The sequence below is a fragment of the Ulvibacterium sp. genome, assembly GCF_028285715.1.
Taxonomy (GTDB): Bacteria; Bacteroidota; Bacteroidia; order Flavobacteriales; family Flavobacteriaceae; genus Ulvibacterium.
Window position 1 is genome coordinate 520477 of record NZ_JANQOO010000035.1, and the last position, 25521, is coordinate 545997.

General features: G+C 42.0%; 25 protein-coding genes. 15 read left to right on the forward strand and 10 right to left on the reverse strand.

The window, feature by feature from the left end:
• The first annotated feature begins 6 nt into the window (after positions 1-6).
• Positions 7-3123: an efflux RND transporter permease subunit gene (locus tag Q0993_RS20230; RefSeq protein ID WP_299536748.1), complete on the forward strand. Its 3117-nt coding sequence runs from the start codon at positions 7-9 to the stop codon at positions 3121-3123.
• Positions 3124-3170: 47 nt separating this feature from the next.
• Complete coding sequence (locus tag Q0993_RS20235; protein WP_299536750.1) at positions 3171-3791, forward strand: potassium channel family protein; 621 nt, start codon at positions 3171-3173, stop codon at positions 3789-3791.
• A 14-nt stretch (positions 3792-3805) separates the two neighbouring features.
• Here Q0993_RS20235 and Q0993_RS20240 read toward each other — a convergent pair whose 3' ends face one another.
• The 3 genes from Q0993_RS20240 to Q0993_RS20250 all read right to left on the reverse strand — a co-directional run bounded on the left by Q0993_RS20240 (position 3806) and on the right by Q0993_RS20250 (position 7437).
• Positions 3806-5437, reverse strand: a complete 1632-nt coding sequence (locus tag Q0993_RS20240) for a hypothetical protein (protein WP_299536753.1) — start codon at positions 5435-5437, stop codon at positions 3806-3808.
• 102 nt (positions 5438-5539) lie between these two features.
• Positions 5540-6181 (reverse strand): hypothetical protein, encoded by a 642-nt coding sequence (locus tag Q0993_RS20245; RefSeq protein ID WP_299536756.1) that lies wholly within the window; start codon positions 6179-6181, stop codon positions 5540-5542.
• A 155-nt stretch (positions 6182-6336) separates the two neighbouring features.
• Complete coding sequence (locus Q0993_RS20250) at positions 6337-7437, reverse strand: LytTR family DNA-binding domain-containing protein (RefSeq protein ID WP_299536759.1); 1101 nt, start codon at positions 7435-7437, stop codon at positions 6337-6339.
• 287 nt (positions 7438-7724) lie between these two features.
• On the opposite strand from Q0993_RS20250, the gene Q0993_RS20255 reads away from it, so the two are divergent.
• From Q0993_RS20255 to Q0993_RS20315, 13 genes are all read left to right on the forward strand, one after another.
• Positions 7725-8090, forward strand: coding sequence for a hypothetical protein (locus Q0993_RS20255; protein ID WP_299536761.1), 366 nt, complete (start codon positions 7725-7727; stop codon positions 8088-8090).
• 22 nt (positions 8091-8112) lie between these two features.
• Complete coding sequence (locus Q0993_RS20260) at positions 8113-8679, forward strand: YceI family protein (RefSeq protein WP_299536763.1); 567 nt, start codon at positions 8113-8115, stop codon at positions 8677-8679.
• The gene (locus tag Q0993_RS20265; protein WP_299536765.1) at positions 8676-9071 is read left to right on the forward strand and encodes a hypothetical protein; all 396 of its coding nucleotides are present in this window, start codon (positions 8676-8678) and stop codon (positions 9069-9071) included. The genes Q0993_RS20260 and Q0993_RS20265 overlap by 4 nt, the downstream gene beginning before the upstream one ends.
• Positions 9072-9095: 24 nt before the next feature.
• Positions 9096-9947, forward strand: a complete 852-nt coding sequence (locus Q0993_RS20270; RefSeq protein ID WP_299536768.1) for a DUF5777 family beta-barrel protein — start codon at positions 9096-9098, stop codon at positions 9945-9947.
• A 15-nt stretch (positions 9948-9962) separates the two neighbouring features.
• On the forward strand, positions 9963-10280 hold the full coding sequence (locus Q0993_RS20275) for a hypothetical protein (protein ID WP_299536771.1): 318 nt from the start codon (positions 9963-9965) through the stop codon (positions 10278-10280).
• Between the two features lie 163 nt (positions 10281-10443).
• A complete protein-coding gene (locus Q0993_RS20280) occupies positions 10444-11640 on the forward strand; it encodes a hypothetical protein (protein WP_299536773.1) in 1197 nt (398 codons plus the stop codon).
• Positions 11641-11772: 132 nt separating this feature from the next.
• Positions 11773-12198, forward strand: a complete 426-nt coding sequence (locus tag Q0993_RS20285) for a hypothetical protein (protein ID WP_299536776.1) — start codon at positions 11773-11775, stop codon at positions 12196-12198.
• On the forward strand, positions 12191-12736 hold the full coding sequence (locus Q0993_RS20290; RefSeq protein WP_299536779.1) for a YceI family protein: 546 nt from the start codon (positions 12191-12193) through the stop codon (positions 12734-12736). The genes Q0993_RS20285 and Q0993_RS20290 overlap by 8 nt, the downstream gene beginning before the upstream one ends.
• Entirely contained in the window at positions 12726-13625 is a 900-nt protein-coding gene (locus Q0993_RS20295) for a DUF5777 family beta-barrel protein (protein WP_299536781.1), read from the forward strand. The genes Q0993_RS20290 and Q0993_RS20295 overlap by 11 nt, the downstream gene beginning before the upstream one ends.
• A gap of 89 nt (positions 13626-13714) precedes the next feature.
• Positions 13715-14494, forward strand: a complete 780-nt coding sequence (locus Q0993_RS20300) for an HAD-IIA family hydrolase (RefSeq protein ID WP_299536784.1) — start codon at positions 13715-13717, stop codon at positions 14492-14494.
• A 90-nt stretch (positions 14495-14584) separates the two neighbouring features.
• Positions 14585-15340 (forward strand): sulfite exporter TauE/SafE family protein, encoded by a 756-nt coding sequence (locus tag Q0993_RS20305; protein ID WP_299536786.1) that lies wholly within the window; start codon positions 14585-14587, stop codon positions 15338-15340.
• Positions 15341-15391: 51 nt separating this feature from the next.
• Positions 15392-16027 (forward strand): NAD(P)H-dependent oxidoreductase, encoded by a 636-nt coding sequence (locus tag Q0993_RS20310; RefSeq protein WP_299536789.1) that lies wholly within the window; start codon positions 15392-15394, stop codon positions 16025-16027.
• Positions 16028-16098: 71 nt separating this feature from the next.
• Complete coding sequence (locus Q0993_RS20315; RefSeq protein ID WP_299536792.1) at positions 16099-17304, forward strand: DegT/DnrJ/EryC1/StrS aminotransferase family protein; 1206 nt, start codon at positions 16099-16101, stop codon at positions 17302-17304.
• On the opposite strand, the gene ribB is transcribed toward Q0993_RS20315, so the two are convergent.
• From ribB to nhaC, 7 genes are all read right to left on the reverse strand, one after another.
• Complete coding sequence (gene ribB / locus Q0993_RS20320; RefSeq protein ID WP_299536793.1) at positions 17298-18443, reverse strand: 3,4-dihydroxy-2-butanone-4-phosphate synthase; 1146 nt, start codon at positions 18441-18443, stop codon at positions 17298-17300. The two genes, Q0993_RS20315 and ribB, sit on opposite strands and share 7 nt — an antisense overlap.
• Positions 18440-19963: an LptF/LptG family permease gene (locus Q0993_RS20325; protein ID WP_299536795.1), complete on the reverse strand. Its 1524-nt coding sequence runs from the start codon at positions 19961-19963 to the stop codon at positions 18440-18442. The genes ribB and Q0993_RS20325 overlap by 4 nt, the downstream gene beginning before the upstream one ends.
• A 4-nt stretch (positions 19964-19967) precedes the next feature.
• A complete protein-coding gene (locus Q0993_RS20330) occupies positions 19968-20612 on the reverse strand; it encodes an outer membrane lipoprotein carrier protein LolA (protein WP_299536796.1) in 645 nt (214 codons plus the stop codon).
• A gap of 6 nt (positions 20613-20618) precedes the next feature.
• Positions 20619-22982, reverse strand: coding sequence for a DNA translocase FtsK (locus Q0993_RS20335; protein ID WP_299536797.1), 2364 nt, complete (start codon positions 22980-22982; stop codon positions 20619-20621).
• Positions 22983-23044: 62 nt separating this feature from the next.
• A complete protein-coding gene (locus Q0993_RS20340) occupies positions 23045-23410 on the reverse strand; it encodes a diacylglycerol kinase (protein ID WP_299536798.1) in 366 nt (121 codons plus the stop codon).
• Positions 23403-23909, reverse strand: coding sequence for a thiol peroxidase (gene tpx, locus Q0993_RS20345; protein WP_299536800.1), 507 nt, complete (start codon positions 23907-23909; stop codon positions 23403-23405). The genes Q0993_RS20340 and tpx overlap by 8 nt, the downstream gene beginning before the upstream one ends.
• A gap of 116 nt (positions 23910-24025) precedes the next feature.
• A complete protein-coding gene (nhaC, locus tag Q0993_RS20350; RefSeq protein ID WP_299536803.1) occupies positions 24026-25513 on the reverse strand; it encodes a Na+/H+ antiporter NhaC in 1488 nt (495 codons plus the stop codon).
• Positions 25514-25521: the final 8 nt, after the last annotated feature.

Sequence of the window (25521 nt, forward strand, 5' to 3'; positions counted from 1 at the left end):
AAGCCGATGAACCTTACCCAATTTTCGATAAATAAAAACAGGATTACGTTTACCATTCTGGGTACCATTATGTTGCTGGGTATAACCCTATATCAATCATTACCTAGGGATAGTATGCCACCATATACGGTAAGGGTGGCAACGGTAGTCTCTTTTTTTCCAGGAGCCAGTCCGGAACGTGTAGAGCTTTTGGTTACCGACAAGATAGAAAAGGTGGCCCAAGAACTACCGGAACTAAAAGAAGTGGCGAGCACCTCCAGAACTGAACTTTCGGTGGTTTCGGTAACCTTAAAGGATGAGGTTGCCCCGGAGGACATGCAAGCTGTTTGGGACCGCCTAAGAAGAAAATTGAACGCTATTGAAGGCTTGCCTCAAGGTGTAAAGCCCGATTTAAAGGATGATGGTGTAGGCGAAGTATATGGTATTGTGGTTGGGATGACCTCCGATGGCTTTTCCTATTCCCAAATGAAGGAATATGTGGATGATATCAAGGACGATTTGATAAAGCTTCCCGATGCGGCAAAAGTAGAGATAGGAGGGGAACAGGAAGAACGAATTTTTGTGGAGTTTGATAATGCCCAATTAAAGGAGTATAACCTGTCCTCCAGTAAATTGCAGAATATCATTGCTTCGACGAATATTTTAAGCAGTGGTGGGCAAATCAACCTTAATGATGAGCGTATCATTTTGGAGCCTACGGGAAATTTCAACTCTTTGGAGGATATCAAGGAAACCTTGATCCCAGTGGGGGCCAACGGCACCCAACTATTGCCTTTGGGGGATATTACCAAGATTACCCAGTCCTATATTGATCCGCCTACACAAAAGGTACGTGTCAATGGAAAGGATGCCATATCCTTGCATGTAAGCCTTAAGGATGGCTCCAATGTTATCCAGTTGGGGGAGGACATGGACAGGATTTTGACGAAATGGCGGCAAAAATTGCCAGTAGGTCTGGAGCTTACTCGACTCTCCTCTTTGGATACCTATATCGATGCAAAAATCAGTGACTTTGTGGTTAATCTAATGCAGTCCATCAGCATTGTATTGATAGTCATGTTGGTGTTCTTGGGGTTACGATCGGGGACCATTATAGCAAGCCTAATCCCTATAGTTGTTGTGATGACGCTTATGCTTATGGGTGTTATCGGTATGGGCCTGAATCAGGTGACCCTCGCAGCTTTGATCATGGCATTGGGTATGATGGTGGATAATGCCATAGTGGTGGCCGAGACCATAATGGTAAAGTTGGAGCAGGGGGTACCCAAAAAACAAGCGGCGATCGATGCCTGTTCAGAACTGTTTACTCCGTTATTGATTTCAACATTGACCACCTCGGCGGCGTTTCTGTCATTTTACTTGGCCGAATCAACCATGGGTGATATTGTAGGCCCCATTTTTGTTGTGATTTCCATGGCGCTATTATCCTCCTGGATCATTGCACTTACCGTAATCACTTTGTTTTGTTATCTCTTTTTAAAAATAACTCCAAAATCCGAGAGAAAGGAAAGTTTTATAGACCGCACTATAAATATTCTCAAAGGATATTATAAAAATCTAATTCTAAAGGCCCTTGCCCATAAATGGATTGTGCTGATAGGAATTTTTGTGGCCTTTTTCCTTTCCCTTTATGGTTTTACCAAAATTGCCTTTGTCTTTTTCCCAGATAGCGATAGGAATATGATTACGGTTGATATCAATTTACCCTTGGGCACAAAAATCGAGACAACCTCGGATGTGGTTTTGGAAATTGAAAAATTCATTTCCGATTCGTTACAGGTAAACGAAAATAGACCGGATGGTATCGTAGATTGGTCCTCGTATATTGGAGAGGGTCCCGAATCCTATGATTTAGGCTATTCACCGGACGAAGCCAATTCAAGTTACGCCCATTTATTGGTAAACACATCCAGTTTTGTCTTTAACAATGCCATGGTGGAGAAATTGGACAAGTATTGTTTTGAGCATTTTCCCAATGCCGATATTAAGGTAGGTCTATTAGGCTCCGGCGGCGGTGGGGTGCCCATAGAAGTGAAGGTGTCCGGTCCTGATCCGGATGTTCTAGCAAATATCGCGAATTCCGTGAAGGGAAGGCTAACGGAAATAAACGGTACAAAGAACGTAAAGGATGATTGGGGCCCAAAAAGTAAAAAATTTGTAATAGACATTGACCAGAATCGTGCACAGACGGCTGGGGTATCTAACCAGGATATTGCCACTTCGCTTCAGACCGTCCTGGATGGATTTCAAACCGGGGAGTATCGGGAAGACGATAAATCCATACCCATTGTTATGCGAAGTGAGGCCAGTCAACAACAGACATTGGAATCCCTGGAAACCTTGAATGTATATTCCCAATCCACCGGAAAAAGTATACCATTGCTTCAGGTGGCCAGTATTGTGCCCCAATGGCAATATAGCAAGATCAAACGATTGGACATTTATAGGACCGTAATTGTATCCAGTGAACTTCGGGAAGATGCCAATGCCTCTGCCATAACCAATGAAATTAGGCCTTGGCTGGACGAGCAAAAAACTACTTGGGGTGAGGATTACGGTTATGAATTTGGGGGTGATGCGGAGAACACCGCTGAAAACATGGGTGCCGTAATTCGATATCTACCGCTTTCCGGATTCATAATTCTTTTGTTATTGATCATTCAATTCAATTCGTTTCGAAAGATGACTATGGTTTGTTTAACGATACCTTTGGCGATAATAGGTGTGGTTATTGGATTATTGGTTTTTCAGGAACCTTTCGGTTTTATGCCTTTCCTTGGTGTTATTTCATTGGCGGGAATAGTAATCAACAATGCTATTGTGCTTATTGATCGTATGGAAATTGAACAGAACATTCTTAAAAGAAATGAGAAGGATGCTGTGATAACGGCATGCCTTCAGCGATTTAGACCTATCCTTTTAGCGACCTTTACAACGGTTTTGGGCTTAATCCCCCTATATCTTAGCGGAGGTGAAATGTGGGAAGGTATGGCTGTTAGCATAATGGTCGGTCTGCTCTTTGGAACCGTCATCACTTTAATTTTTATTCCCACTTTTTACAGTGCCGTTTACAAAGTGGAGTACAAGGGCTATACTTTTGACCCGGCGCTAATGGAAGACTAGTGATCAACAAATTATATCATATCCGGTTTGAGCTATTTTTTTTAAGTATGCTCCTTATCTTGTTCGGTTCCCTACTTTTCCCAGTAGTAATTTTTCAGGAAGAGATAATACATATCTTTTTTCTTGTAAACATTCTTTCTGGTATTCTTTTGGTGTCAAAGACTCGAAAGTTTTTGGTCGGCTACCTGATTCTTTTTGTCCTGGGTGTATCATTTTTCGGGTATACCTTAGTCCAAAAATTAAGTATAGAGGCCAACTATCAAGTTGTAAGACTTGCCATTTATACGCTCTTCTATGCCCTGGTTACTTTGGAAATAATTAGGCAGGTATGGCATGCAAAGAAAGTAGGCAAAAATGTTATAATTGGCCTAATGAGCGCCTATGTCTCACTAGGTTTATTATCTTTTTTCATATTCTTATCCATTGAACTTATTCACCCTTCCTCTTTTTCCGGGAGTGCTATTTTGGGGACTATAGAGCAAAAATCGGATGCCTTGCTCTATTTCAGTTACATCACCTTACTTACTATTGGTTATGGCGATATTGCGCCGCTAACCCCGATTGCACAGAAAGCTACTGTCCTAACGGGATTAATAGGTCAATTTTATATCGTTATCATCACTGCCGTGGTGGTGGAGAAGTACATCATGAATAAAAAGAATAACTGAATTCGAGACCGTTTTTATTTCTCCCTTTTTCGTTTTCCTAGCGGATATACGGAATTTATGATCCCCGATTCAATGGATTTAAAGAGAAAATTTCCAAACCCTTTGTATTCTACCCGATCAAAATCGATGGTTCCTACCATAGTTCTTCCACTTCTTGAAGGATTTGAGGATCTAACCGCTTGATTGGCAAAAAACGAGGCCGTCCTATTTTTTTCGGTTTGATTTTTCTTGAACACGGCCGTTTGTAGATTATCGTATAACATGGTAAGACTTCCTTCTGCATGAGAATAATTGGCCTTGCCTTTAAAGGTCATGCCATGGAGGTTTCCCCTTTCAAACTTAATGCCGGACGTTGGTAGCAGTACAGGGTTAAAGGATTGAAAAGTAGTACTACCCGTTGAGCCGGTAAAATAAAAATCATCACTGGACTCAAAATCCGGGAAAGTTAGGGTCAACGCTAAGGGTAAATCTGCAAAGACCTTGCAATCCATGGACACTTTCAATGGAATACTGTTCCTTTTTTGTTCACCTTTGCTTATGTCAAGATATAGATTTCTCATTGGTACATTCAATAGCTTTCCGTGATTTTCGGTTTTTTCGGTATAATCCAGGGATGCTTCCCTAAAGACTATCTTTTCAAAATAAAATCGGTCTTTGATGTCCCTCAGCAATTCTGAGGGCAGTTTTGGTCTTTGGCTTTTGTTCCAAGGTCTAGTTTTATCCTTATAGATTACAAACCTTGGACTTTCTAAAATGAGGCTATCCAAGTATATCCCTTGATTGAAGAAGAGCTTTTCAATGGCCAGACCGTATACGGACACATTAGGCAATAGCGATTCCGTAATCGTTGTATTATAACGGTATTTGGATCCCAGTTCTTCTTTGGAAAGCATTGGCCCGTAGGATACGTTCTTCATTTTTAACAGTCCCTTTTTGGCATTGAACTGTACATCTCCCAATTCGAGGTCATATTCTTCCTGGGCTAGACCTAGTCTTTGATTGGATAATCGCAAGCTCAAATCGTCCGTATTAATGCTGAATAGGCTGGGGATATCAGGTCGCTTTTGTAGTCGTATACCATCAATTTCAAATTCCTTTAGTGTATATGAGGCCAAGGTATCCTTATCGGATTGCGTTAAGGTGAAGGAGAAATCATTTACAAAAAATCTACCTAGCTTTATCTCTTTTAGTTTATCGAGCAGAATTGTCCTTTCGGATTTGTTTTTATATTGTGAAAGGGCCTTATGATCGGCACTCGATTTTTTTTGGTACAGGACCTCAATTCCATTGATACCCATACTTTCTATCACCAAATGTTTGCGTAAAACTATGGCGAACGTGTTTAGTCCTTTCATTTGCAAACTTTGGACGAAGATATGGGGGTGTTCAAAACCATCTTGTCCTTCGTCCATGGCAGATACACTGTCCGGTATTAGGGAAAGATTTTGGAATTCGGCGGAACTTTTTAATAAATAGAGTTCAAGACTGTCAAATGTAAGGGTATAAGGTCGGGTATCGTTAAAATGAAGAATTTCTGCCTCTATCAAATTACGTATCCGATTTTTGGCCCATAATATCCCCAAGGCTATAATGATTCCCAAAAGAAGGGTGCCGATTACCAATTTTGATGATTTTCTCCCGATCATTTAACGAAACTTATGGGTCTGGCCTTAAGATACTTATTAATCCTACACCAAATGAAAATGTCCCATGAAGATGGGACATTTAATTTGCACCTAGGTAACGTATTAGTTTGTATCGATACTTTGCTTTAATAAGGCTCCGACAAGTTCTTTGGAATAATTTTCGGAAGTCTTTTCCAAAGATGTTGGATCCTTCAATTCAAACCTGCCGACCCACTGTAAGTTATCCCCATCATCGGTTTTGATATTATAAAGGCTACTTTCCAGGACATACTTTATACCTGTCTTTAATTGATCGGGCTCCCAAGTAGTTACTGGGTAATAGGCATAATAGCGACCAAACCTTCCATATCTGGCGGGGATGTAGGTTGTGGAAGAATTCCCCGGAATGACATCGGTATATTCTTGGGAATTTATCAAATTGGTTATGATGGCTCCATCAAATCCCGCCGAAACCAACTTTTTCTTTACATTTTGGACTTCGCTTTCGGAAAACTCCCGGTTTACGTTCTTGGTTCCGTCAATGGTGTGTGAGGCAATGGCATTGACACCATTTGCTTGAAGTTGTTCTACCATTTGGTTTTCAAATTTTATTCGGGTCGTATTATCTTTTGAACGTCCCAGCACCAAAATTTTATCATAGCTCTTTTTCGTTTTCCCCACATTTTCCGAACTGGTGAGATAGGAGGAACAACTAACTAATGAGAATGTAAAAAGGAGCATTGTGGCTAATCGGGTTATTTTCATGGCACTTCAATTTTGATTGGATAATCCGAAATATGATTACTTCCGGGTTCATAAAAATAGATAAAAAAAGAATGCCGGTTAAACCATAGGTTTGGCACTTCTCTATGGGAATAAAAGATAAGAAAAATGGACGAGGCAATGCAATCCCCAAGTACTTATAAATTAAGCCATTGCTTAAATTCGGCGGCCCTATTTTTGCTTATGATGATATCTACCTCAGAATTGGGGCTCACCAGTATTTTTAGCTGATTATTGCCATACTTAACAATTTTATTGATAGCGGATATAGCTATAATGAATTGTCGATTGGCCCTAAAAAAGTAACTGTTGTCCAGATTGGAGAAAAGTTCATCCAAACTCAAATTGGAAGTGGAACGCTTGCCATTGAAGCGGACTACATAAGTAATAGTATTCTCAGTATATATATGGGCAATCTCCCCAATAGGAATAGGTAAAAGCTCATTGCGGATATAGGTGAGTATTCTTTTCTTGGTATTGCTATCGTTGCTATGGGTCTGCGGCCTTTTCTCGTTTACCTTTTGTTGATAATCCCCGACCGCCCTGTTCAATTTTGAAAGGTTGATTACCTCATCTTCCAATTTTTGGTTTTTCAGCTCCAACCGTTTTTCATAGGCACTTCCTATGAATCGAACCGTAATTACATAGGAAAGTATAACGATAAGGCCCATTACCAAAAAGATAAGGTAGAATCTCCTCTTTATCTCATCCAATTGCGACGAGATATTGGTAATGTTGACATGGGACGCTACGATCCAATCGGAATTTTGTACGGGATACAGATGTATTACCTCGGATTCCTGAACGATACTTTCCTCGGACAATTCTCCCTGGCGCACCATTAAGAGGTCATAAAAATTTTCAGGACTCAAATCATCGGTCACGGACGATACAAATGACTTGTTGGCACTTGCTTGTTGCCCAACGTTTTTAATATCAGGATGGCATATCACCCTTCCGGACCAGTCGTATACACTTAGAAAGCCCCTTTCAAGATCAGTACCTCTTAGGCTGGTCTGTGTATAGCTGACCGTAGCGTCTTTTGCAACACCGTTTGCCAATTGATGACTTAGAAGTGTAGCGAAGGTTTTGGCCTCTTTTTTGCTAAATTCCAAATGGGCCTCAAGCAATTCGTACGTACTGGCCCTGATTAAATAATGCAGAGCTACACCGGCTATTGCGGTGAAAATAACCGAGATCGACAAAAAGGTGAGGAAGTAAAGCTTATCTTTTCGCATTACGTTCAGGGACAATTTTTTCTCGAATATAGCAATTTGATTTTCACCATAACCGTTTGACGGTCATTCTTTAGGATCAGTTCTGTCTTCCCCATCTTATCCAATTCCTTTTAAAGTCCATATTTCCCTGTAAAACCCTGTTCTTCCCTTTCGGAAAGATTTTGTTTTCAAAAACCGGGGACAAATAGTTGCTTTGAAAAAAGTTTTAGGAAATCAAAATTGGCGAATTCCGCATAATGGATCACTAAACTTTTGAGCAAACGATTAATAACCTAAAAGTGAATACTATGAAGAGGAATGTAAAATTTATGCTGTCTCTATTGGTCCTAACACTTATGTCCTGTACAAGTGATAGTGAGGATGATTTGATGGAAACAGAAGAACCAAATGGCCCTGTGACCTATAACGCAAATATTAGGGCGATTATAAACAGTAATTGTCTGAACTGCCATTCCGACCCCACACGGAATGGTGCGCCTTTTTCCCTTACGAATTTTCAACAAGTAAGTACCCGTGCGGATAATGGCTCCTTGTCCAGGGCTATCAACAAGCAGACCGGGGAAGCAGGCGCCATGCCTCCAGGAGGTAGATTGCCACAGACCACCATTGATCTGATAGATCAATGGATAGACGAAGGATTTTTGGAACAATAGGACACGGCAAAAGGATACTACAATGCAAGGTATAAGCATCAAATTGTCTTTGTTAATCCTGGTTCTTGTACATGGGGCTACTGCTTCACTTCAGGCCCAGGAGAAGTACATCGATAAAAACGGAATTGTAATTTTTGAGGCATCCGAACGGCTCTTTGAGGAAGTGAAAGCGGCCAATGAATCCGTTACCGCCATTTTAAGTACGGAGACCAACCAGATTGCCTCTTTGGCCCTCATCAAAGGCTTCCATTTCAAAAACTCCTTGATGGAGGAACACTTCAATGAAAACTATATAGAATCCGATCTCTATCCAAAGGCCAAATTCATCGGCAATTTGGTAGATCTAAATGTACTTCAACTTAATGAAAATGTAACAGAGGTACCTGTTCAAGGTGTACTTGAGGTACGAGGAGAACGGAAAGAAATATACACCGTGTTGAAAACCCAGAAAATTGGGGATATCATTTCCATAACCGGGGAGTTTACCGTAGCTCCAAGTGATTTTGCTATTGAAATACCCAAGATTGTACGGAACAAAATTGCGAAGGAAGTTCTTGTGAAACTGGATTTTAAGTTGGCAAAAAAATGAGGGGCAAAAAAATATATGCGGTTTTGGCCGGTGCGCTTGTTCTGCTAATTCTTGGAATCTCTACATATAACTACATCTATAAAGGTCATCGGGATATTGCTACGGAACGGGTGGCCCATACCGTGTCTGCCGAAGAAATACATAACGACCTCGGTAAGGAGGGTAAAATTGCGAAGTATGTGGACCAGGTGGTACAATTACATGGAAAAATAACGGCTCTTGAGCAGAATGCCATAGTCATCGATAATAAAGTACAGATCAATTTTCTTACGGATACTCCGAACGATTTATCCATAGCCGGCCAAATAACCATAAAGGGAAGATGCGTAGGTTATGATGACCTTCTAGAACTGGTTAAAATTGACCAGGCTACTCTAATCCATAATAACTAACAATTACAAATAACCTTTTTAGAAATGAGAAAACTGAATATGCTAATCATCTTGCTACCATTTTTGGCCTTGGCACAGGAAAATGATCTATTGGACGAAATAGATAATGTCCCCACCGGGGGTGAATACGAAATGGCTGCCTTTAAGGGACTGAAAATCGTAAATTTTGAATCCACGAAAATGGTTTCCAAAAAGCAACTTTTTTTTGTGGTATCCCATCGGTTTGGATCAGTAAAAACGGGGATAGATGATTTTTTTGGATTGGACCAGGCCGTAACAAGACTCAATTTTATCTACGGCGTATCGGACGGTATAAACATCGGGATTTCCCGTAGCTCCTTTCAAAAGACGTATGAAGGTTCATTAAAGTTAAGGCTTATCAGGCAGGGAAAGGGAAGGTTCCCCTTTAGTATAGTAGTATTCAACAGCGTATTGCTAAACACTGCTTTGGAAGAGGAAATCTTGCCTGGGCTTAAGTTCGAACATAGGTTGAGCTATTCCACGCAGGCCCTTATCTCCCGAAAACTGAACAAGAATCTCTCCTTGCAATTGGCTCCCACGTTTTTCCACGATAACCTTGTGGCCTTTAATGGCCAGGAAAACTCGCAATATGCCATTGGTATTGGGGGAAGGCATAAACTGACAAAAAGGTGGTCCATTAATATTGACTATGCGCTACACCTAAACAGAGCGGCCGATTCACCCTTTAAAAATCCGCTGTCCATTGGGTTTGATTTGGAAACCGGGGGCCATGTGTTTCAATTGCACTTTACCAATGCCCAGCCCATGAATACAAACACCTTTTTAGGTCAGGCCACAGGGGATTGGGGCAATGGGGATGTATTCTTTGGATTCAACCTTTCCAGGGTTTTTTGACTAATACAACTAGATATGAAATCAGGAATGGCAAAAATTGAAGTGCAAAATTCATTTTGTACAAAGTGTTCGGCAAAGATCAAGGTCGAACTGCTAAAAATTGAAAATATTACTAATGTCTATCTCTATCCCTTTGATTCCTTGATAGTGTTCAATTTTGTGAGAGCCAATGAACTTTCCACGGCACTGAACACCTTGATGGCCTTGGGGTATCCTCCAAAAGGGGATCGAATTGACATTGGGACTTATGTACATCCATGGTGTCAATGTTCAATAAATAGTAGGGAAACCCTCTTTCAAAATACCCATGCAGGACTGACCAAAATAGAATAAGCACCGCGTGGATACAATTTCGCAAACACAGAAAAAAAAGTCACTATGGTTTATGGTGTTTTATTCCCTTTTAAGCCCCATTATTCCCTTTGACCTACATTTTGTGGCATAAGGCATTGATAAATAGTTGTTTTGACATGATATTAATTTTAAAATAATTGAAATGAAAAAGTTTTTTTTAGTATCCATTACATTTTTAGCGTTGCTGGGTTGTAGCAGCGATGACTACGGTACCAGGGATGATGATTCGGGAGAGAATGTCCCGCCACCTGCCGAAGTTAGAACGGTACAATTGAGGAATGATGCTACCTTGGGTAATATCCTTACCGATTCGGAGGGCTTTTCACTCTACTTCTTTTCACTTGATAGTAAGGGAGAGTCCAATTGCACGGATGGCTGCGTTAATGCCTGGCCCATATTTTATGAAGCGAACCTTATCCTGGACAACGGTCTTGATGCCGCGGATTTCGGAACCATTACCCGAAGCGATGGGGAAATGCAGACCACGTACAAAGGCTGGCCCCTTTATTTGTTTGCAAATGATGCCTCTGCAAGTGATGTAAATGGTGATGGCGCCAATGATGTGTGGTATGTGGCCAAACCCGATTACTCCGTCATGATGGTCCAGGCCCAATTGGTTGGCAGGGATTCTGATGGGAACGAGACCAACCTCACCGATACCTATGAACCGGGCGATGCACAGACCTTCTATATGACAGATGAAGAGGGTAACACTTTGTACCGATTCGTCAACGATACTAACGGGGTCAACAATTTTACAAATGAGGACTTCTCCAACGATGCGGTATGGCCCATAGTTGATGAAACCTTGCAGAATATCCCTAGTATTTTAAATGTGTCGGATTTTGGTTCCATCAACGTCTTTGGAAGGCAACAGCTTACCTATAAGGGCTGGCCGCTCTACTATTTCGGTCAAGACGCCCAACGGGGCGACAACTTTGGTGTAGGCTTTCCGGCAGCGGGTGTCTGGCCCATAGTCAATCCTGATACCGAGGTAGCTCCTAATGCAGGAGGTAGTACCAAGGTCTATGAGGTTACCAATCAGGGAGCTTCGGCCTATATTCTTTCCGGGGAAGGTCTGGACAATGCGGTAAACCCGGATTTGACTTTAAAAAGAGGGGAAACCTATGAATTCAATATTAATGCTCCCGGTCATCCATTTATTATTAAAAGTGTCCAAAGTACCGGTACGGACAATGCGTACAATAGCGGAGTGACCAATAATGGTGAGGCGTCTGGGACGGTAACATTTACCGTTCCCGATGATGCACCTGATACTTTGTTTTACAATTGCGAGTTCCATGGTTCTATGACGGGAACCCTAACGATAGTAGATTGAAAAAGAAAATTGCGTTTTTTTGTTAGTTTTAACCTAGGGTTCCGGCCGGAACCCTAGGTTTTGATTTTGACCCGTATTGGGAACGGAAGTATTTGGAGCGCCATAAAATCTGTTGTATTCAAATTGAAAAGATTGGATAAATTTATTGGATTATTGATGCTTGCAGCCTTGGTGGGAAGCCTTCTTTTGCTAGGTGGCCTATACGGTTCGGAAGATGTAAATATGTTAGAGGCCGAACCGGAGTTCCATTTAAACGCGGAAACGCTTATTTCTCATTTTAAAAGAGAAAATGATACTTATCTTGAGCCCGAAAAAATTGTAGAGATAGAAGGCACTATAAAAGAAATCAACAGCATAAATAACCGAATGACCATATTATTGGAAGGAGGTGCCGATGAATCCGCCTGTGTAATATGCGATATGCAGACCGACCAAACGCAAGGGATTAAAAACTTTAGACCAAAGGACACTATAAGGCTAAAGGGAGTTTTCAAGGGGTTTTTAAAGGATGCAATTTTTTTGAACTGTATTATTTCCCAAAGAATAATCAATGAGTAAAGTGATTCCACTTTTTTTTCTGCTCATTTTTTATGGGCAACCGCCGACCGAAGAAAGGATTATTGCCCGGCAAGGGCGAGTCGCATTTTTTTCATACACGTCCGTGGAAAACATCAAGGCCGAGAATAATCAAGTCTTGAGTATTATAGATCTGTCTACACACGATATAGCCGTTAGCATGCTTATGAATGCCTTTATCTTTGAAAAGGCATTGATGCGGGAGCATTTTAACGAGAGTTATATAGAATCGGATATCTATCCCAAAGCTACCTTTGAGGGTAAGATCTTGGACTTTGACCCTTCCGCGGAAGGTGAACAGACCAGGATGGTAAAGGGCACATTTTCCATGCACGGAACATCCAAGGAATTGGAAATTAAGGCCAAGATTGAAAACATTCAAGGCACCTATGTGGTATCGGGTACTTTCGAGGCCTATGTAAAGGATTATAGCATTAAAATACCACCACTTCTTGCAGGGAACATTGCAAAGACAATCTCGGTGGATTTTAGATTTGAATATCAGCCTTATGAAAGCTAGAATCATAGTTTTGTGTTTAGTTTGCATCTGCGCTACGACTGTTGCGACGGGGCAAGACCTTCTTGGGATACTCGATAAGGAATATGAGGATACCCCCCAATACACCCAAGCGACGTTTAAATTCTCCAGGATTACCTTCGGACACTCCATAGAAACCAGAAAAAAGGGGATTTTGGACGTCTTTGTGGCAAATCGATTCTGGAACACCCCTGCTGATAGAAGCCAAAGCTTTGCCGCGGATCGATTAAGTACAAGAATCGCCTTGGAATACGGTGTTTCAGATCGATTTTTAGTGGGATTTGGCGGAACCACCTATGATGGTTTGTTTGATGCCTACCTGAAGTACAAATTAGTGAAACAACGCAAAGACGGTAAAGGGTCTCCCGTAAGCATTACATTTTTCCAGGGATCGAGTTATTTCAGTGAAGGCCTGGTTTCACCGACCATTCAGGATGATTTTTCCAATAGGTTATCATTTACCTCGCAGCTGCTTATCGGTAAGAAAATTTCCCCCAATTTCTCACTTCAAATAGCACCTACTTTTATTCATAGGGGACTGGAATATTCACCGGAGGATCCCCAAAGTCATTTTGCCGTAGGTTTCGGAGGGCGATACAAACTGGGTAATCATGTGTCTGTAGTATCCGAGTATTACTATACTGCAAATCCTATAGAATCCTTTGATACCTATGGCCCATTTGCATTGGGCATAAATTGGGAAATCGGAGATGTAATGCTTCAGTTTATGTTGACCAATGCCGTTCGCATGGTCGAAGATTCGTTTATAACACAAACACGCAACAACTTCAATTTTAGAAACCCCAATTTAAACTTTGGGTTCAACATGACGTATATTCTGCATTTTAAGCGTCACCTTAAAAAGAAGTGATTTTCTTTTAGATTCTAAAAAGGACTTCCCATTTGGTATTACTAACTTAGCTTGGGTAAATTAGTATAGACTCATAAAAAAGTTTTACGATGAAAAAAGGTTTTTTGATAGATATGGATGGCGTAATTTACAGTGGAGAAACGATGATCGAAGGAGCCGACGTTTTCATCGCCACGTTGCAAAAGCAAAACATCCCTTTTTTGTTCATGACGAACAATAGCCAACGAACCCCTTTGGATACTGTGAATAAGGTATCCAAGATGGGTATACATATCAAGGAAGAGAATGTATATACCAGTGCCATGGCCACTGCCTGGTTCCTTTCTTTTATGAACCCCAAAGGAACGGCCTTTGTTCTCGGGGAAGGAGGGTTAATTACCAGTTTACACCAACAAGGGTATACCTTGGTAAATCAAAATCCGGACTATGTAGTGGTAGGTGAAGGCAGGAATTTTACATTAGAAATGGTCAATAACGCCGTGGATATGATACTATCTGGATCAAAACTCATAGCCACAAACCTAGACCCTTCCCCGAAGAAAAAGGGTTGGGCAAATTTGGGAATCAAGGCCGTGGTGGCCATGTTGGAAGAGGCTACCGGAAAGAGGGCCTTCTCTGTAGGGAAACCAAGTCCTGTAATGATGCGGGCTGCTAGAAAGACCTTGGGATTGGAGGCTCGGGAAACCATAATCATCGGGGATACCATGGATACCGATATATTGGGGGGTGTACAGTTAGGCTATACAACTATCTTAACATTGTCCGGGGTATCCAAGAAAGACGTTTTGGATGACTATCCCTTTAAACCGGATATGGTCGTTGATTCTGTCGCCCATCTCGATTTAAAAGCGGCTCTGGAAATGCAATAAGTACAGTTGTAAAGAGCATCACAAATAAGGTTTTGCCTTTTTTGAATAGAATCCCTTTACATTCTATTTTTTGGGGCTATTTTTACATCCATGGAAGAATGGTACCATTATCCGCTACTGGTTCTTGTAGGTTTTGCCGTTGGGTTTATCAATACCGTAGCCGGAGGAGGTTCCTTGATTTCATTGCCGGTATTGATTTTCCTGGGACTGCCTCCCAGTATTGCCAATGGAACCAATAGGGTTGCCGTTGTCATTCAAAATAGTTTGGCGACTGTCGGTTTCAAAAGCAAGGGGGTCTCCACCTTTCCGTTTAATCTGTATTTGGGCTTATCTGCTTTACTGGGTGCCATTATCGGTGCTTACATTGCGGTAGATATCAAAGGAGAGACCTTTAATAGGATTTTGGCCATTATTATGGTTATCGTTGTCCTTATCATCGTTTTTAAGCCTAAAATGAAACTGATGGAATTGCAGGAAAGGATAACCGGCAAATACCTTTGGATCGGTATCTTGGCCTTTTTCTTTTTTGGAATTTATGGTGGATTCATCAACGCGGGTCTAGGATTTATAATTATCCTATTTTTGCACTATGTAAACCAAATGACGTTGGTAAGGGCCAATGCTACTAAAGTCGCCGTGGTGCTTATCTATACTATAGCAGCCTTGATCGTATTCGTCATCAATGACAAGGTGAATTGGGAAGTTGGGCTCATATTGGCCGTTGGCAACGGGACTGGAGCTTGGTTCTCCAGTAGGATTTCGGTAAAAAAAGGGGATGGCTTTATTAAAACATTTTTGGTCATCATGGTCATTGCCATGTCCATAAAGCTTTGGTTTTTTGGATAACACATTTTAACAAATTGAGCTTTCAATTGTATTGGAAATTAAAATACTACTATGTCCAACAGTATAAAAAATCTGGAATGGCGTTACGCCGTTAAAAAATTTGACTCGGAACGTATTCTCCCCCATGAAAAAATTGAACTGTTAAAACAAGCCTTCAATCTTACGGCTACTTCCTATGGGCTGCAGCCAATTCGAATGGTGGTTTTAAAGGGTAAGGAACTACAGGAACGTTTGGTGTCCCATTCCTATGGTCAACAACAAGTGGCCCAAGCATCCCATATTCTGGTGATTTGTATTGAAAGTGTAATTAATGCCGATTTCATTGAGAATTATTTTGAAAGGATCAAAAGAATTCGAAACACACCGGACGAGATTTTGGAACCCTATTTGGAGTCACTCCTTAATAACTTTTCACAGAAAGACACTTCTGAAATTCGCCAATGGTGTATCAATCAGGCGTATTTAGCATTAGGCAATCTTTTGACGGTATGCGCTATGGAAAAAATCGACTCCTGTCCCATGGAGGGTTTTGATCCAAAAGGTTATGACGAACTATTGGGGCTTCCCGAAAAGGGTTTGAATTCCATATTGGTCCTACCGGTGGGGTATAGGGCGAAAGATGATATGTTCTCCGGTTTTAAAAAGGTTCGAAAGAAGATGGAAGATAGCATTATCGAAATGTTTTAGTATATTTTTCTTAAACCTTAAACCTTAAACCTTAAACCTTAAACCTTAAACCTTAAACCTTAAACCTTTATATGCCCGGATTTGAACTTTTTAGTGATAAGGAGAGACAGGAAGTAAATGAGGTGTTGGATTCTGGTGTTTTGATGCGTTATGGATTTGATGGGATACGCAATGGACATTGGAAAGCGCTGGCGTTGGAAAAGACTTTGGCCGAACGTATGGAAGTGCGTTATGCCCAGGTCGTGAGCAGTGGTACTGCCGCACTTACCATAGCTTTGGCAAGTGCTGGAATAGGAGCGGGGGACGAAGTAATCATGCCCAATTTTACCTTCGTAGCAAGTTTCGAATCTATCCTGGCCCTGGGCGCCGTTCCAATTTTAGTTGATATAGACGATACGCTAACCTTGGATCCCCAGGCCGTACAGAAGGCCATTACCAAAAGGACCAAAGCGATAATGCCTGTTCATATGTGCGGGTCCATGGCAGATTTGAAAGCCTTAAAGTCCATTTGTCAAAACCATGGACTCTTGTTACTGGAAGATGCCTGCCAGGCCATAGGAGGTACTTTCGAGGGAAAACCCTTGGGCAGTTACGGTGATATGGGCTGTTTTTCCTTCGATTATGTAAAGACCGTTACCTGTGGAGAAGGCGGCGCCATTATTACTAATAATGAGGAATACTATACAAATGCCGATCATTATTCCGATCATGGGCATGACCACGTAGGAAAGGATAGGGGAGCGGAAGGGCATCCCTTTTTGGGCTATAATTTTCGGATATCGGAACTTCACGCTGCCGTGGGATTGGCGCAAATCCGGCGATTGGATGACTTTCTGGCCATTCAAAAAAAGAACTACTTAATTTTACGGGAAACTTTAGAAAACATTCCCGAAATCACCTTTAGGCGTGTTCCCCAAGGTGGAGAGGAAAGCTATGCTTTTTTGAGTTTCTTTCTGCCAAGTGCAAAGATTACCAAAGAGGTTCATGCAGTTCTAGGTGAAAACGGTATAGATGGCTGTTTTTATTGGTTTGACAATAACTGGCATTATTACCGCAAATGGGAACATTTTTTACATAAAACGTCTTTGGGCAAGCTACCAAAAGAAGTTTTTGAACAGTTACCCAACTACTCAAAATCTGATTTTTCCCAGTCCGATGGGTGGATCAGTCGAAACATTTCCTGCCTCATAAAATTGGGATGGTCGGAGAGTGAGGTACGCCACAGGGCCCTAAAAATGGCCGAAATCATCGGGGATTTGCTAAAACGTAATCAATAGGGTACATATTCCACTATTTCCAAACCATAACCTACCATGCCTACACGGCGTTGGGAATGTACGGAATTGGTGAGAAGTCTTAATTTCTGAATGCCCAGGTGATGTAGGATTTGGGCCCCAATACCAAAGTCCTTGGTATCCATACTTATTTTCGGGGCTTTATAGATATTCTTTTTTTGTAACTCTTTCATCTCGGACAAGCGTTTGATTAGGTTAAGCGACTGGGACTCCTGATTGATAAAGACGAAGGCTCCCCTTCCTTCTGCATTGATGGCCTGGAACATATCCTCCAATTTTTTTTCGGGTTTGTCCGTAAGGGTACCCAAAATATCACTGTTCACCAAGGTTGCGTTGATGCGGGTCAAGACCGGTTCACCTTCTTTCCAAGTTCCTTTGGTCAAAGCAATGTGAACATGGTTGTTCGTGGTTTGTTTATAGGCCCTGAGTCTAAAATCCCCAAAACGGGTCTTTAATTGAAAATCCTCCTTTTTTTCGATTAGGGAATCGTGTTGCATCCTATAGGCTACCAAGTCCTCGATGGAAATAATCTTCAGGTCAAATTTTTTGGCAACTTCCACTAATTGGGGCAAACGGGCCATGGTACCGTCATCGTTTAGGATTTCTACCAGAATCCCGGCAGGCTTCAGTCCGGCAAGTCTTGCCAAATCTATCGCGGCTTCTGTATGTCCGGTACGCCGCAAGACACCGCCACTCTTGGATCTTAAGGGAAATATATGCCCTGGTCTGCCCAAATCATGGGGTTTTGTATTCTCATCGGTCAAGGCCAAAATCGTCTTTGCGCGGTCCTGCACAGAAATCCCAGTGGTACATCCGTGACCTATCAAATCTACCGATACGGTAAACTGGGTCTGATGCATTACCGTGTTATTCTGTACCATCATATCCAACTGTAGGTAATCGCAGCGTTCTTCGGTCAGAGGGGCACAGATAAGCCCGCGACCGTGCTGTGCCATAAAATTTATCATTTCCGGGGTCACCTTTTCGGCCGCCGCAATGAAGTCTCCTTCATTTTCTCGGTTTTCGTCATCGACCACTATGATGACCTTTCCATTTTGAATCTCTTCTATGGCCTCTTCTATGGTATTGAGTTGAATGTTTTTTTCCATCGTCGATATCATGAGGTGGTAGGTTTTGATGTTCTTTTCTTGAAAAAATCCTTGATCCTGTCCAACACACTTGCAAAATTCATAAGACCCTTATCCGCCGTGGCCCTTTTTGTCAACCATATACTTAAAGGTAACATTATCATGGTAGACAACCATGCGCCCAATATAGGATGTATTTCATTTTTCTTGGCATAATTATCAGCAAACACCCCAATGAAGTAATAGACTAAAAAAAGCATAATGGCAATGACCATTGGAAGTCCTATTCCACCTTTTCTAATAATGGCACCCAAGGGAGCACCTACAAAAAACAAAATAATGCAGGAAAGGGCCAGGGCGTATTTTTTATGAAGGGAAAGGATATGTCGATTGTAAATTTCATAGCGCTTTTGCAACTCCTTCTTCTTGGCTTTAACAGCGGTTAAAATATTCGAGGCATTGTTTTTTGCCGTATTGATCAATTGTACTTTTTGCCAACTCTCAAACAAGTCCACAATATTTCCTGCATATTGTGCGATGGAATCATTGACAGTTTCCGAAATCTCTTCCGTTTTTGAAACGGCTAGCGTATCCTTAACACTTTTTATTCTTGATTTATGCAAATTGGTATCCAAAGGCTGCAAAGGAACAAAGGCCCCGATTCTGTTGGAAATACTTTTGGAAAAGGATCGTACGATACGAAGATTGTTCTCTTCCAGCGAATCTATATCCTTGATCAGCCGCGAAACGTTCTTCATTTTGTCCGTAGTGGTGTTAACATCTTCTTCCAGATCCACATTATTGAATTCGGAAAGATCAATATTCATGATATAGGTCTCAAATTTGGCCTTGGCAAAGGGATATTTTCGCTTTTCATCACTTTTCTTTTTAACAACATCTTCGTAGTAATGCCCATCCTTAAGAACCAATTGAAGGATATCCGATTGTTCGCTGCTCTTAAGTTCCCCTGTCCGAGCTTTAATTACTGTATTATTGACGTTGGTCTTTGTTTTATTATGAATGATTACATTTTCAAGAAACCTATCGTTTTCGCCAAACTTTTTTTCAACCTTGATGTTCATGTCGGCTCCTTCAAAATCACTGAAAACTCCCTCTGCAATGGCCACGGCCGGCTTTACCTTGGCAATGTTCCTACGCATATTGTATATCTTCTGCTCCGATGCCGGGATAACGCTGTTGGCAAAGTAGAAGGTTACCCCTCCTAAAATAACCATAAAGACGATAAGGCTTAGCATGGACCGCTGCAAGGAAATACCTGAGGCCTTCATGGCCGCGAACTCATAGTTCTCCGCAAAAGTACCAAAGGTTAAAATGGAAGACAAAAGAACCGTAAGGGGGAGTACTTTTTCAGTAAGATTGGGCATCATGTAAAAGAAAAACTTCCCTATAATGACCAAGTCCAGGCCTTTACCGGCAAAATCATCAATAAAAAGCCATATCGTCTGAAAAATGAAGATGAACATCAATATAACAAACGAGCTAAAAAAATTGAATAGGAATCTCGATAAGATGTATTCGTCTAGAATTCTCAATGTCTTACTCCCTTATGATGTAGTACCCATCATTTTCATATTTGTCCTCATCAAAGGTAAATAAGGTTTTTGATAAGGGCTGGTCTGTTTTAAAAGAATTAACAATGAAGGTAGTTGTGGTACCGTTCTTACCGGTTTCTATCAGTTTGTAGATATGTTTGGTCTCCACATCTATACCCAACAATATGGATTGAATCTCCGTATCGGTATCAATGGGAATCAATTTTACATACTGTATTTTCTTGCCCTGTACATTCTGGAGTATGTCCCACTCATAGTTGTGTCCTTGCTTGTAGAAAGTAAGCATCTTGGACGGAGTTACCGTATTTTCATCATTTACCCTATTCTCAATGGTGATTTCCTCGTTTTCCGGGACAATGGTATACACTTTTTTACCGTCGTACAATTGTTGGGACCCCATGAAGTTGATTAGGTATTTGTCCCCTTCCAAGGTAACATCCCCTCGGGTTTCCTGATTAATTGCAGCTTCTGTATTATTTAATACATATTTGAAATCTACTTGGATATTTCCATAACCCCTAACTTTGTTGTATACCTCATCCAATAAAGTTTTGGCCTTTCCGGAATCTTGGGAAAAACCGGCGGTATAGACTAAAACGGTAATTGCAAATAAAAAAAGCTTCTTCATACTGCCTTAATTTAATTCATTATTCAACAATTGGTCCAGGGCATAGATATCGGAAACCAGTACCTGTCTTGCCTTGCTGCCCTCAAAGGGACCTACGATTCCAGCGGCCTCCAGCTGATCAATAATACGTCCTGCCCGGTTATAACCCAATTTTAATTTTCGCTGTATCAAGGAGGCGGAACCTTGCTGAGCCGTTACAATAACTTCGGCCGCCTCACGGAACATGGCATCCCGATCCTGAATTTCGTAATCAATACTTGTGCCAGAATCCTCACCAACGTACTCCGGAAGTTCGTGGGCATGTGGATAAGCCCTTTGGGAACCAATATACTCCGTTATTTTAGCTACTTCGGGAGTGTCAACAAAGGCACACTGCAAGCGGGTAACATCGTTCCCTTGGGTGAACAGCATATCTCCCCGACCTATTAATTGGTCGGCTCCCTGGGTGTCCAAAATGGTACGGGAATCTATTTTTGAAGTGACCCTAAAAGCGATGCGAGCCGGGAAATTGGCCTTAATGATACCCGTAATCACATTTACGGAGGGCCGTTGTGTGGCAATGATCAAATGGATGCCGATAGCCCTGGCCAACTGCGCTAAACGGGCTATGGGAGTCTCAACTTCCTTGCCGGCAGTCATGATCAGGTCTGCAAATTCATCGATGACAAGAACAATGTAAGGTAAAAATTTATGGCCATCGTGTGGATTCAATTTCCGTGTTTTAAACTTGGCATTGTATTCCTTGATATTACGTACCATGGCCGATTTTAGCAATTCGTATCGGTTGTCCATTTCGATACAGAGAGAGTTCAAGGTATTTATCACTTTGGTAGTGTCCGTAATAATAGCCTCTTCCGAGTCGGGCAATTTGGCCAAAAAGTGACGTTCTATCTTATTGTAAAGTGTAAGCTCCACTTTTTTGGGATCTACAAGGATAAACTTCACCTCGGCAGGATGTTTTTTGTAGAGTAGGGACGTAATGACGGCATTCAATCCAACAGACTTACCTTGCCCTGTGGCCCCGGCCATTAGCAAATGGGGCATTTTGGCCAAATCTACCACAAAGGTTTCATTGCTAATGGTCTTGCCAAAAGCAATGGGAAGCTGCATTTCCGCCTTTTGAAATTTGCTGGATGCTATGACGGAACGCATGGAAACTACCGTAGCATTCTTATTGGGCACCTCTATACCTATGGTACCTTTTCCAGGAATCGGGGCAATAATCCGTATGCCAAGGGCCGCTAGGGAAAGGGCAATATCGTCCTCCAAATTTTTTATTCTGGAAATACGGACTCCGGCTTCCGGTACAATCTCATAAAGGGTTACCGTAGGACCAATGGTGGCCTTTATTTGGGCGATGCCGATTTTGTAGTTTTTAAGCGTAGTGACTATCCTGTTCTTGTTCTCCTCAAGTTCCTTTTGGTTTATGGTAATACCACCGCTTACTCCGTGTTGGTCCAAAAGTTCAATGGTCGGGAATTTGTAATTGCCCAGTTCCAGCGTAGGGTCGAACTCTCCAAAATCATCGACTAATTTTTCAGCTATGTTCTTCTTCTCCTCTTTTTCCTCCACAATTTTTTCCACTTCCATCGCAAGATCGTCCTTTGGATTTTCGTCTACCGGAACGGACACCTCAAAATTATCTTCGGGCTCCTTTTCCAAGTGGGGAATATTCTCTTTATGGGTATAGGCGTCTACGACTATAGGTGTCTCATCTTCAACACTCAGTTCCATCTCCAACGTGTCATTATTCTTTTTGCTTTTAAATTCTGAGGCTATGGAAGCTGTTTTTGTCCGGAAGAAAACACCAATTTCTTCTGGGGAGAAATTGAACAGGCGGACCAAAATAAAGACCAAACCAAAAAGCAAGAGAAGAAGCACACCGATCTTACCGGTGTAGTCTTGCAGAAAATCATTCATCTCATAGCCTACAAGACCGGCCAATAGTGGACGCTCGCTAGCAAAAAAACCAAGGGCTATGGAAAACCAAATGAGGAAAATGAAACCCCAGATCCATTTTTTCAAAAGTCCCTGTCCTTTAATTCCCAAAAACAGATACAGACCCGTAATACAGAGAAGGAAGGGAAATACAAAAGTGGCCACTCCAAACCCCTTGTACATGAAAAAGTGACTTGCGCTGGCACCGAATTTGTTCAAAAGGTTTTTGGCCTGTTCATTACGGTCCGCAAACTCGGTCAATAGACTTTGATCTTCTTGCCAGGTAAAATAGAATGAAATAAATGAAAAACACAGGGCTATACTAAGAAGGATCAATAAACTTCCCAGTATAATCTTGTTTTGCTTGGAGAGCCTTAGGGATATTCCTTTTTTAACGGATTTGGGCTTGGATTTTCTTCCCTTCTTTGCCATGAAATCTTTTATTCTAGGGGCTAAAATACAAATTTAGGGGCGAAGGCTTTCCAATTCGGGAGTCAAAAAATTTTAGGCAGATAAATGATAAGCCCAACAATGGAAGCCGCTATGGAAACCAACATGACCGCGCCTGCAGAAATATCCTTTATAAAACCTATTTTGGGATCAAACTCGGGTTGAATGTAATCCGCAAGTTTTTCGACTGCCGTATTAAGACCTTCAATGCCCAGGACCAACGCTATGGCCAGAATTTGTACAATCCATTCCGTTGTGGAAATCTCAAAGTAGAATCCCGCTGCGGTTACCACAAAGGCTATGAAAATTTGAATCTTTATACTGGCTTCGGTCCGGATCAATAAAAAGGCTCCTTTAAATGCATAGCCTACCCCGTTTAACCGATTGCGCAGAAAGGACTCCTTAGGCATCCATTAAGGCTTCGAGTGCGGCCTTATAATTGGGCTCGTCCACAGTTTCCGGCACCTGTTCCGTATATTGTACATTTCCGTCTTCGTCCAGGACCACCACGGCTCTCGAAAGCAACGAACGCAAAGGGCCATCAGTGAACTCTACTTCATAGTCCTTGCCAAAACTCCCATCCCTAAAATCGGACAACATGACCACATTTTCAATTCCCTCGGCACCACAAAAACGAGTCTGGGCAAAGGGAAGATCCTTAGAGATACATAATACCACGGTATTGTCCAATTCCGCGGCCTCTTCATTGAATTGCCGCACAGATTGTGCACATGTTCCGGTGTCTATACTGGGAAATATGTTCAATACCACCTTTTTTCCGGAGTAATCGGATAGAGAAGTATCGGATAGATCGGTTTTTGTCAATTTGAAATCGGGCGCTTTGCCTCCATTGGAAGGTAGGTTTCCGATAGTATGTATTTCATTTCCTTTAAGCGTTACTGTTGCCATGAATTTATCAATTTAAATTTGATGTGAAATTATGAAATATTGAAATGAAATGTAAACGATATTCGCAGAAAATATTGAAATTTTCTTAAGCTAAAAAAGCGGGTGCTAAGGCTTCCCTATTGAGCCATGGAAGTGGTCAGTTGCTTTATTTTTATTCGAAACAAGGCAAAGGTCAGGGTCATGAACGGACTCAGCCAATTGAAGATGGCATAAAAGAAATATTCGCCTACACTTACCCCAAGTACCCCGCTATGATAGGCTCCGCAGGTGTTCCAAGGAATCAGGACGGAAGTTACCGTACCGGAATCCTCCAGGGTTCGACTTAGGTTTTCCGGGGCCAATCCGCGATCTCGATAGGCTTTGGCAAACATTTTCCCCGGAACAACAATGGCTAAGTATTGATCGGATGCCGTTACATTCAAGGCCAAGCAGCTGGCTACCGTACTGGCAAAAAGTCCAAAAACGGATTTGGCCATGGCCAATAAAGAACTGCTTATACGGGACAAGGCCCCGATACCGTCCATGATGCCTCCAAAGACCATGGCGCAGACAATCAGCCAAATCGTACCCAACATGCCCGACATCCCTTTGGCTGAAAATAAATCATTAAGGGCGGGATTATCCGTAGGCACCGACGTTTGTACCGTAATCGCCTTTAAAATTCCCTTGTACCCTGATTGAAAGGATAGGTCCTTTGCATTGGTGATCCCGGCTACTATCTCGGGTTGAAATAAAAGGGCAAAAAGAGCGCCTAAAAGAGTTCCTATGAGCAGGGCCGCCAAGGGCGGGGTCTTTTTTACAATAAGGAAGATGACCACTAAAGGTACTAGGAACAACCATCCGTTGATAGTAAATGTGGCGTCTATAGAAGTTAAGATGGAATCAATATCCGCAGTTCCGCTGGTATCCAGAGTAAACCCAATGATGATGAATACGATCAAAGTGACGCTTATGGTGGGCACCGTGGTATACAACATGTATCGGATATGGTCAAACAGCTCGCCTCCTGCCATGGCAGGAGCCAGATTAGTGGTGTCGCTCAACGGGGAAAGTTTGTCCCCAAAGTAGGCGCCGGAAAGTACGGCACCGGCAGTCATCCCCAAAGAAATGCCCAAGGCATCCCCAATACCTATAAGGGCAATACCCACCGTAGCGGCGGTTGTCCAGCTACTGCCCGTGGCAATGGAAATAATGGCACAAATGATTACGCAAGCCGCCAAAAAAATAGTGGGATTCAATATCTGCAATCCGTAATAAATCATAGCGGGAATTATTCCGCTGATCAGCCAGGTCCCGGCCAAGGCCCCTACCATTAACAATATGAGCAAGGCTGCCGTAGTGGATTTTACATTTTCGGCCACTTCCAGCAACATGGTCTTGTAGGAGACCTTGTTGAAGAAACCTACAATGGCGGCTACCGCCCCGCCCAACAAAAGAATAAATTGATTGGAACCGCTAAGTGCATCGTCACCAAAAACATAGACATTGTAAGCCAGCATGCCTACCAAGGCTACAACCGGAATTAAGGCTTCCCAAATGTTAAGCTCCTTATTTTCAAGAATTCGTGCATCTTTTTGGCGCTTACCGGATTTTGGGTCCTTCATACTTCGGG